We start from the raw sequence: 4199 nt of genomic DNA, 5'->3' as shown, positions 1-4199 counted from the left end.
AGGTGGGAGCCCAGGGCTCCGGTGCCGCCGGTGATCAGGATGGTGCCGCGGGGGTGCCAGGGGCTGGGTGCGGGACGGTCGGGCAGCGGAGCGGGGACCAGCCGCGCGACGAACAGCCCCTGAGGCCGGACGGCCAGCTGGTCCTCCACCGGCAGTGAACCCGAACCCGAACCCGAACCACCGGCCAACCCCGTGGTGGAAGGGAGGGTGGGGTGGACGGCGTGGCGGAGAGCGGTGGCGAGGTGCTGAAGCGAACCACTGGAGGAGGAGACGGGGGCAGGGGTGCTGGGAGTGGGGGTGCTCGGGGTGGTGTCGGGGGCGGGGTGGGGGTGGGGGCCGGTGTGGGGTTCGGGGTTTGGGTGGTTGAGGTCGATGAGACCGCCCCAGTGGTCGGGGTGTTCCAGGGCCGCGACCCGGCCCATGCCCCAGACCCACGCCTGATCAGGGGCGGGCAGGGGGTCATCGGGGCCGGTGGAGACGGCACCGGTGGTGACACACCAGACCCGGGCACCCGTACCCGTGACACCGGAGTCGACCCCGGTCCTGGCGTCGGTGTCGATGTCGGTGTCAGGGGTGGTGTTGTCGGTGGTGGTGTGGGCTTGGATGAGGTGGAGGGTGGCGGCTGCTCCGGCGGGGACAGCGGGATGCTCGGGATGATGGCCCTCGGCCAGGGCAAGGAGGGACAGGATGCCCTGGATGGGACTGGTCCGTGCCGCCTGGTCCAGGAGCCCGACGAACTCCTCACGTCCCGCCCGGGGATCGACTGCGACCACCTCGGCCCGCACGCCCAAGCCCCGCAACGCCTCCACACACGCCCCAGCCAGACCAGCAGCCCCAGCCGCCTCGGCTGCCTCGGCCCTTTCGGTTGTGACGCTGTCGTCGTGGGGGTCGGTCGGGGTGATCACCAGCCACCGGCCGTCCGTGGCCGTCACCTGAGTACCGGAAGTGGTGGTGGCAGTCGAGGCGGTGTGGGGCGTGGTGGTGATAGCGGCTGGTTGCCAGGTCAGGCGGTAGCGCCAGTTGTCGATCTGCGAGCGTTCGCGTTGATGACGTCGCCAGCCGGAGAGCACCGGCAGGGCTTGTTCGAGGCCTTCGAGTGCTTGTCGCTCCTCCACCCGCAGCACGCGTGCCACGCCGGCCAGGTCCTGGGATTCCACCGCTTCCCAGAACCGGGCCTCAGCAGCCGTCCCCCCGGCAGCCCCGGCCCCGGCCCCGGCTCCAGCTCCGGTGGGTGTGGCGGCCGGCAGCCAGAACCGTTCCCGTTGGAAGGCGTAGGTCGGCAGGTCGACCCGCTGCCCGCCCCACCCGGCCAGCAGCCCCGCCCAGTCCACCCGCACCCCAGCCGCGTGCACCCGGGCCACAGCACCCACAAAACACCGCGCACCCTCCTCATCACGCCGCAACGAACCCACCACCACAGGAGGCGCCGACGAATCACCCCCGGACACCGGGGCGTCGTCGTGAGCCGGCTGGGAGTCGGCCTGTCCACCGATGGACACCGCCGCGAACTCTTCTTGCCCCTCGTGGTGTTCCTCGACAATGGCTTCGATGGTGTGGGTGAGGACGGGGTGGGGGCTGGTTTCGATGAAGGTGTGGTGGCCTTCGGCCGCCAGGACCCGCACGGCTTGGGTGAAGCGGACGGGGTGGCGGAGGTTGTCGTACCAGTAGGTGGCGTCCATGTCGGGTCCGGTGACCCATTGGCCGGTGAGGGTGGAGATCAGCGGGATGGCAGGGGTGTGGGGAGTGATCGCGGTGAGGGCGGTGTGGATGTCGTCCCGGACGGTTTCGACGTGCGGGCTGTGGGAGGCGTAGTCCACGGGGATTCGCCGGGCTCGCACCCCCCGGGCCGTGCAGGCTTCCAGGAGTTCCTCCACGGCTGTGGTGTCTCCGGAGACGATGTGGCTGGTGGGCCCGTTGTGGGCGGCGATGCTCACCCGCCTCTCCCAGGGGGCCACCAGGGTCTCGGTGTCCTGTTCGGTGAGGGTGAGTGAGGCCATGGCGCCGGTGCCGGAGAGCCGGGCCAGGGCTTTGCTGCGCTGGGCGATGACGGTGGCTGCGTCGTTCAGGGTGAGGGCTCCGGCGATGTGGGCGGCGGCGATCTCGCCCTGGCTGTGTCCGATGACCGCGTCGGGCTGCACGCCGGCGGCCTGCCACATCCGGGCCAGGCCCACCATCACCGCGAACAGCACCGGCTGGACCACATCCACCCGCTCCAGCGACGCGGCCCCCTCCACCCCCCGCAACACCCCAACCAGCGACCAGTCCACATGCGGAGCCAGGGCCTCGGCGCACGCCTCGATCTGCGAGGCGAACACCGGCGAGGCATCCAGCAGATCCCCCGCCATCCCCACCCACTGCGACCCCTGACCAGGGAAGACGAACACGGTCTTGCCCACAGCCTCCGCGGTCCCGGTCACGACCTGAGCAGACGGTTCACCGGAGGCGAGGCACTGGAGGCTGTGCAAGAGGTCGGCGCTGCTGCCTCCCAGAACCACGGCTCGGTGGTCGAAGCCTGCTCGCGTCGTCACGAGGGCATGGGCGATGTCGACCGGTTCGAGGTCCGGCTGAAGGAGGAGATGAGTGCAGAGGCGCTGAGCCTGCTGCCGCAAGGCGGCTTCGCTCCTGCCGGAGATCAACCAGGGCACAGTCAGGGGCTGGACGACCCGACGGGGGGTAGGTGTGGCCTCCGGCGCTTGTGTGGTGGCCGGCGACTGTTCGAGGATGAGGTGGGCGTTGGTTCCGCTGACGCCGAAGGAGGAAACGCCTGCGCGCCGAGGGCGATCACTGAAGGCGGGCCAGGGCCGGGGCTCGGTGAGCAACGTGACGGTGCCGCTGCTCCAATCCACGTGATGCGACGGGGCGTCGTCGACGTGCAGCGTCTTGGGCAGCTGTTCGTGCTGCAGCGCCAAGACCATCTTGATGATGCCGCCGACGCCTGCGGCGGCCTGGGTGTGGCCGATGTTGGATTTGAGTGAGCCGAGCCAGAGGGGTTGGTCGTCGGGGCGGTTTTGGCCGTAGGTGGCGAGGAGGGCTTGGGCTTCGATGGGGTCGCCGAGGGTGGTGCCGGTGCCGTGTGCTTCGACGGCATCGATGTCGGCGGGGGTGAGGCGGGCGTTGGTGAGGGCTTGGTGGATGACGCGTTGCTGGGCGGGGCCGTTGGGGGCGGTGAGTCCGTTGCTGGCGCCGTCCTGGTTGACGGCGGAGCCGCGGATGACGGCCAGGACGGGGTGGCCGTTGCGCTGTGCTTGGGAGAGGGGTTCCAGGAGGAGCATGCCGGCGCCTTCGGCCCACCCGGTGCCGTCCGCGCTGTCGGCGAAGGCTTTGCATCGGCCGTCGGGGGACAGGGCCCGCTGTCGGCTGAACTCCACGAGACCGAAGGGGGTGGCCATGACGGTGACGCCGCCGGCCAGGGCGAGGGTGGATTCGCCGGTGCGCAGTGACTGGCATGCGAGATGGACTGCGACCAGTGAGGACGAACACGCGGTGTCCACCGTCACCGCAGGCCCCTCGAAGCCGTAGTTGTAGGAGAGACGGCCGGACATGATGCTGGCCGCGTTGCCGGTCACCAGGTAGCCACCGATGTTGTCAGGAGTTGCTTCGATGCGGGGCACGTAGTCCTGAGCCGACGCGCCGACAAAGACGCCGGTTTGGGTTCCGGTGAGGGTGGTGGGGTCGATGCCGGCGTGTTCGGTGGCTTCCCAGGCGGTTTCGAGGAGGAGGCGTTGTTGGGGGTCCATCGCGAGGGCTTCGCGGGGGGAGATCCCGAAGAACGCGGGGTCGAAGTCCGGGGCGTTGTGGAGGAACCCGCCATGGCGGGTGTAGCAGGTCCCTGGGTGGTCGGGGTCGGGGTGGTAGAGCGAGTCGAGGTCCCAGCCCCGGTTGGTGGGCATCGAGGTGATCGCGTCGGTGCCCTGGGCCAGGAGGTGCCACAACTCCTCGGGAGAGGTGATCTGCCCGGGATACCGGCAGGCCATACCGATGATCGCGATCGGCTCGCCGGCACCCACACCCGGTGCGGTTGTCGGGTTGGGCCCGGTGGCGGGTGCGGCCCGGCCGGTGAGGTGGGCGGCGAGGTGACGGGCGAGCGCGAGGGGGGTGGGATGATCGAACAGCGCGGTCGCGGGCAGCGCGAGGTTGGTGACCGCGGTCAGCCGGTTGCGTAGTTCGACCGCGGTCAGGGAGTCGAATCCCTGACCGTT

1 protein-coding gene is annotated in these 4199 nt (G+C 70.3%); it reads right to left on the bottom strand.

Annotated elements, in window-relative coordinates; all coding sequences use genetic code 11:
- Window positions 1-4199 (bottom strand): type I polyketide synthase (locus ACH4B3_RS34165; RefSeq protein ID WP_398469671.1); only part of this gene is annotated, 4199 nt, incomplete at both ends.

The sequence above is a fragment of the Streptomyces sp. NPDC018031 genome (assembly GCF_044327625.1).
GTDB lineage: Bacteria > Actinomycetota > Actinomycetes > Streptomycetales > Streptomycetaceae > Streptomyces.
Note: the sequence above shows the minus strand (reverse complement) of the source record. Positions and strands in the feature narration are given on the sequence as shown.